The sequence below is a fragment of the Microbacterium sp. Soil_C_42 genome, from assembly GCF_057656735.1.
Genome location: NZ_JBDGJU010000071.1, coordinates 1 through 5,719, shown reverse-complemented (window position 1 = coordinate 5,719; position 5,719 = coordinate 1). Strand labels below are relative to the sequence as shown.

Below are 5,719 nucleotides of genomic sequence, written 5' to 3'. Positions count from 1 at the left end.
GCCACCGCACCCTTGCTGAGCTTCCTGCGCTTCTTCGAGCGCGCGGCCTTCCCGGCGGCCGGGGCGGCGCCGCCGCTGCGGGCGAGCCACCCCCACCGCGAGGACTTCGCCGACGCGTCCGGAGCCGCCGCGCTGTTGCTGTGCTTCTGCCTGCGCTTCTTCGAGCGGGCGGCCTTCCCGGCCGCGGCCGGGGCGCTCACTTCGACGCCCCGTTCTGCGGCCGCTTGCCGAACAGCTTCACGTGCAGCGCCCGCCGCTCCGACTGACGCATCCCCCCACGCACGCCGAGGATCTTCGACGGGGCGGAGCTCTGCTCCAGGTCCCGGGCCAGGCACCAGGACTGCACCGAGCACCCGGCGCACACCGCCAGTGCCTCCCGCTCCGCCGGGGACGCCTCCCGGTCGACCGGGGTCAGCTCCCACGGCTCCGGGAAGAACAGCTCCGGGTCCACGCTCGTGCAGGCCGGCCGGCCCGCCCGCTCCCGGCGCACGGCCGGTACGGGGGCCAGGTCCTCGTACTCCCACAGCCGGTCGAGCCAGTCCGCCGAACGAGCCGCAACCCAACCGGCCGGCAGCGGGTGAACCCCGCGCACCGCGCTCACAGCTCTACTCCCAGCGCCCGCAGGCTCGCACGCACCCGCAGCTCATCCCCGCCCAGGCCCAGCGCCTCCGGCGCCGCCTGGGGGATCTCAACCAGTCCGGCGGCGCAGCGCCGTGACGGTAAAACCGTCCGCGTCCCCACCACCGCGGGGCACCCGCCCCGCCGGGGGCGCCACCAGCGCCCCGACTCTGCAACCATCACGACGTCGGCCTCTCTCCACGCATACACGGGTGGGTCCGACAGCCAGTCCGACGCTCCAACGTCGGGCCCCGCCGTGCGCACTCCAACGCGCCCGGCACAGGCGGCCCCTGGCTCCAACCGGGGGCCGCACCAGCTGACGTGACATGACGTTAGAGATCCACCCCACAACTGTCAAGATGGTTTGGAGGTAGCTTGACGCATCCGACTCCAGGGGGGTACTCCTTGACACCGATAGCCTGTAATGACGCATCAGATCGGGAGGAGTGACACATGAACGCCAGTGCGATCGTGGCGGACATAAGGAAGGGGATCGCGGCAGGCGAGCACGCCTACGGCGCCCGTCTTCCCAGCGTGCGGGACCTGGCCGAGCAGTACGGAGTGAGCCAGCAGACGGCCTCCGCCGCGTACGCCGTCCTGTCCGCCCTGGGTCTGACCCGCACCGCAGCCGGCAGCGGAACAACTGTCGCCGCTGGCCCGTCTGCTGACGCCCACCTGGGCACGTACGCCCCGCCGGACCTCACGGCCGCCGAGGCATGGCGGCCCAACGGCTCCGGGGGCGAAGCCACGGAGGAGACCTACCTGGTACGCCAACTGACCGCGACGGCCGCCCTGGCTGACTGGGGGTTCGCGGAGGGGACGGACGTTGTGGAGCGCCACCGCGTCCGCCGAGTCGGCGGCATCCCGGTGCAGCACAAGGTGACCGTGTTGGCGTACGCCGTGGCCTCAGCGCGGCCGGAGGGGTACGACGGCGTTCCGCCGATGCTGGCCCCGGTCGGTGCGCCTCCGATCCGGCCGCCGCACGGTACCCGGGTGGCTGACTGGCTCGGATGGAACGTGGACCGCACCGAAGCCCGAATCACAGCCGAGCCCATGGACCCTGCCGCATCCGAGGCCCTCGGAATGCAGGAAGGGAGCCCCGGATTTCGGGTCGTGAATATCACCCGGACCCCGGACGGGGAAACGCTGTACGTGACCGTGACAACCGCACCACTGCACCACCGAATCACGCTCGACATCATCGGCTGAAAGTCGAATGAGAGCGTGCAGAGAATTCCCATCTAGGGGAATCTCAAAAACACATATCCGCCAACAGTTCTCCTCTCCGCGTCAGACCAATTCCCGTCTGCACGGCGGAGAGGAGAACTGAGACGGAGTACGGAACACGAACTCAGCGCCTGTCGGACACGAAATCGGCAGGCGGTTAATGGCATAAAACACAACGAGCCCCGCCATGATGGCGGGGCTCGCAGGTCCACCCCGGGTTCGCGGCCCGGGACGGAGAAGCACCTACGCACAGCAAGAACGGGAGGTGCGCTCACTGATGAGCGTACGTGTAGCAGTGCACCACACACCACATGGCCTCGGTCACGACGGCAGGTCCACCCGAGCGGAGGTGGCTCGGTGACGCGGTACGTGTCTCCGGTCAGCCGGGGGACCGGCGGACCTCGGGAGTACATCCAGCAGATCGGAGGCGTCGGCGGTACGCGCTTCTGGTGGGCGTGCTCTTGGACGTGGAAGAACGGGCGCACTGAGTCCTGCGCCCGCGGAGAGACGGATTCGGTCGAGGACGCAGCGCGGCTGGCCGCCCTGCACGCTGATGAGGTGCACGCTGGGGGCGCCCGGTGAAGAAGCGCAGTGGGCGGCCGGCACGGTTCGCGGCGGTCCCGAACGAGACAATCGACGACGCCCCTGGCCTTGATCTGACCGCCTTGGGGCTGCTAGCGGTGCTGATCCGCCATCAGGACGGTTGGGACATCACGCTGGCCGAGATCGCCCGGAAGTACGGGTACGGCCGGGACGGCCTAGCGGGCGCGATGGGGCTGCTTCAGGTGGCCCGGTACGTGGTCAAGATCCGGGTCATGGCCTGGGAGGGCAACCAGTGGGCTACGGAGGTCGTGGTGTACGACACCCCGGCCACGGACGCGGAGGTGACGGCGCTGCTGGCCTCGGTGGAGCGGGAGCCGGACGTCCGGCAGGTGCAGCTGATCGAGCCGACCGCGGCGGCCAGGGCGGCGGCGGCGAAGCGTCGGACGAAGCTGGCGGGCAAGCCCTCGAAGCGGGTCGAGATCACCGTTCCCCGACTCCCGGAATCCCGGGAGTCGGGCCTGACCTGCGAAAACGATTCAATTAACCAGGTGGGCCCCGACTCCCGGGATTCCCGGGTGTCGGGGAACGCGGGAGTCACTAAGAAGACTGTTAGCCAGAAGACAACAGAAGACGATCAAGCGCCTGCGGCGCGAGCCGCTGGTGACGCCCGTAGGGCTAGTGCGGGTAGTAGCGCGCGAGGCAGTGCCGGCGGCTCCGCCGCGTCCGACGGCGCTAGCGCGCCGCACCAGGGTTCGCGGTCGGGGAAGGCCGGTAAGGCCGGGGGCACCCGGATGTCGGCCGAGCGGGCCGCCGCGGTGGCCACGGTGGAGGCTGCCTGGCCCGAGGGCCTGGCCGCGCTGCTGCCGAAGTACCGGCCGGTGGTCATCCGGGACACGATCCTGGCCGGCCTGAACGGCGGCCGGACCGCCGAGCAGTTGGCGGAGCGGGTGCGGCGGCGGTGGTGGAACCACGGCTACGCCATGGACGCCATGCCGGGCGGCAAGGGCCTGGGCTCGGCGGTCGGCGTGGCGGTCGGCCTGGTCCGCCCGTCCACCGACTGCCCGGACCCGGCCTGTGAGGACGGCGCCCGGATCCAGTTCGGTCCCCGGGACGTGTGCCCGAAGTGCGAGAAGCGGCGGGCCGAGCGCAGGACCCTGAGGCGACAGGGCATCGTGCCCGGCCCTCGGGAAGCCGCTGCGGCTCCGGTCTGGTGGGACTGCGAGGGAACGACTCCCGAGGGCCTGCGGTGCGAGGCCACCGGCAAGGGCACCCGGCCCGAGGACGGCCTGTGCTGGGTCTGCCACGACCGGGCCGAGGCCGAGGTGATCGAGCGGGCCACGGCGGGCCTGCGGGCCGAGCGGGACGCGGAGTACGCCGCGCAGGCCGAGCGGGCCAAGGCGGCCGCGAAGTGGGCGCAGATGCTGGACGACGCCTACACCGAGCACGCCGAGCGGGAGGCGGCCAGGAGCGCGGCGGTCCGTGCCCTGCGGGCGGCCGAGGCGGAGGAGACCCGGCGCCTGCGTGCGCAGCTGGCCGCGGAGCACCCCGAGTTGGCCTCCTACGCCCAGCAGCCCGAGCAACCGGCCCGCTGTAGCCCCGTCCTAGCCGCTGTGCGCCCCGCTGAGCCTCTTTCTGTCCGTTCCGGCCCCTCGGGTCGCATCGGCGGCTGAAAGGCTCTCAGAGGGGCGTGTGCGGCCTGCTGTTGTGGTGGATGCGTCGGTGGTGGCCTCTGGTGTGTCCACGATGCGTCGGTGGCGGAGGTGGCGTCGGGTGTCCGGGCCGGTGGGACCTCCCGCGTGTTCGGCGTGCACAGGTGCACGTGCACGTGTGCACGTGAGGCCGGGCCGCCGGGCCGCCGGGCGGTTACCGGTTACCGGTTACTGGTAACCGCCCGGCGGAGCCCGCGGTTCGCCCTGACCAGGGCGAACCCCGCGCCCACGGGCCTGTAACCGGTAACCGGTAACCGCGCGCACGAGGTGGCTGCCCCGTCCGCTGGGGATCCGCTGAGGGTCCGCTGAGGGTCCGCTGGGAGTCCGCCGGCGATCCGTCGGGCGTCCGGGTCCGCCGGCCTCCCAGCGGATCGCCGGCGGACTCCCAGCGGACGTTGTGGGTCGTCGGCGTCGGTCGTTGGTGGGGGAACGTGAGGGGGAACCTGAGGGGGACTCCCGGGGGGATGCTGAGGGGGACGCTGGGGGGGAATCGTCCTGCGCCCCCCTCGCTCATCCTGGCTGGTCGGGCGCTGGTTCGGGGCTGGTGATGTTCCGGACTTACCCCCTGGGGCCGGTGTGGATGTGGCTGGATTGTCGGGTGGCTGGTGGGGGTGTGATCGCTAGCGTGGCGTGATCACGAGGTGCGGGAGGCACAGTGCGGCGAGCGGGTTTACGGGTTGTGGGGGTTGGGGTGGCGGCGGCCCTGCTGATGGGTTGCGGCGGTGGTGCCTCGGACGGGAAGCCGGCTGTGGCGCCCACGGTGTCTGCGGCGGCTCCGGTGTCGGTGGATCCGCAGGCGGCCGAGAAGGCCGCGGTGCTGGCCGCGTACGCGGGCATGGGCGCCGCCGAGGTCCGCTCGTACGCGTCCGGGACGTTGGACCCGGAGGTGGAGCGGCACACGACGGACCAGGCCCTGGCGGACATCAAGGCGACGCTGTTCTGGTACCAGCAGCGCGGCACCCGCATGAAGGGCCAGCCGGCCCACACGGCGGCGGTCGAGTCGCTCGACACCACCAGCGACCCGCGCCGCGCGGTCGTCACCGACTGCGTGGACTCCACCGGCTACGACAAGGTCGACAAGGACGGCAACCCGACCGGTGCGGCCCCGTCCGGGCCGCGTCGCCACGTGGTGACCTCCGGCCTGCAGCGCACCGGTTCGGGCCCGTGGCTCGTGTGGAGCTCCACGATCGAGCGGGACCGCACGTGCTGACCCGCCGCCTGCTGGCGGCGGCCGCGGCCGCCGCCGTGACGCTGATCGCGACGATCGCGACGGGTACGGCGGTGGCGGACGATCCGGGCGGCGGCGTGGTCTGCCCGCCACGGGACCTGGACTGCGACGTCACAGCTCACGACCCGGGCAAGCCGCCCGTGGGCAAGCCTGGTGGGGGGCCGGGCAAGCCCCCCTCCGAGGGGGGCTTGCCCACCTGCGCGATCGACGGCGAGGAGGTGCCCTGCTCCACCCCCGAGATGGGCACCTTCAACTCGGCGGACTCCTGCTACTGGAAGCCGACCGACGGCCCGGCCGGAGGCCTCCCGCCCGGCTTCGACACCGGCGCCCCGCCCGGCTGGAAACCCGGCGACCCGGGCGGCCGGCTCTACCTGGTGACCTGCCCGCGCGGCGG

The 5,719-nt window shown here is 72.1% G+C and carries 6 protein-coding genes; 4 read left to right on the top strand and 2 right to left on the bottom strand.

Translation table 11 applies throughout. The features are described 5' to 3' along the window. A partial coding sequence (locus tag AC3A46_RS19275; RefSeq protein ID WP_487666668.1) for a hypothetical protein occupies positions 1–200 on the bottom strand: 200 nt, incomplete at its 3' end. Next, complete coding sequence (locus AC3A46_RS19270) at positions 197–601, bottom strand: WhiB family transcriptional regulator (protein ID WP_386026616.1); 405 nt, start codon at positions 599–601, stop codon at positions 197–199. The genes AC3A46_RS19270 and AC3A46_RS19275, both read right to left, overlap by 4 nt. Before the next feature lie 470 nt (positions 602–1,071). Between AC3A46_RS19270 and AC3A46_RS19265 the strand changes: the two genes are divergently transcribed. The 4 genes from AC3A46_RS19265 to AC3A46_RS19250 all read left to right on the top strand — a co-directional run. After that, a complete protein-coding gene (locus tag AC3A46_RS19265; RefSeq protein ID WP_386026614.1) occupies positions 1,072–1,827 on the top strand; it encodes a GntR family transcriptional regulator in 756 nt (251 codons plus the stop codon). Between the two features lie 596 nt (positions 1,828–2,423). Beyond that, positions 2,424–4,058, top strand: a complete 1,635-nt coding sequence (locus AC3A46_RS19260; RefSeq protein WP_487666667.1) for a hypothetical protein — start codon at positions 2,424–2,426, stop codon at positions 4,056–4,058. Positions 4,059–4,845: 787 nt separating this feature from the next. Beyond that, positions 4,846–5,307, top strand: a complete 462-nt coding sequence (locus AC3A46_RS19255) for a hypothetical protein (RefSeq protein WP_386027126.1) — start codon at positions 4,846–4,848, stop codon at positions 5,305–5,307. Further along, the coding region (locus tag AC3A46_RS19250; protein ID WP_487666666.1) for a hypothetical protein at positions 5,301–5,719 on the top strand (419 nt) is incomplete at its 3' end. The genes AC3A46_RS19255 and AC3A46_RS19250, both read left to right, overlap by 7 nt.

Excerpts from the sequence above, each read along its gene's own strand:
- AC3A46_RS19265 (WP_386026614.1), top strand. The coding sequence starts at position 1,072 with ATGAACGCCAGTGCGATCGTGGCGGACATAAGGAAGGGGATCGCGGCA.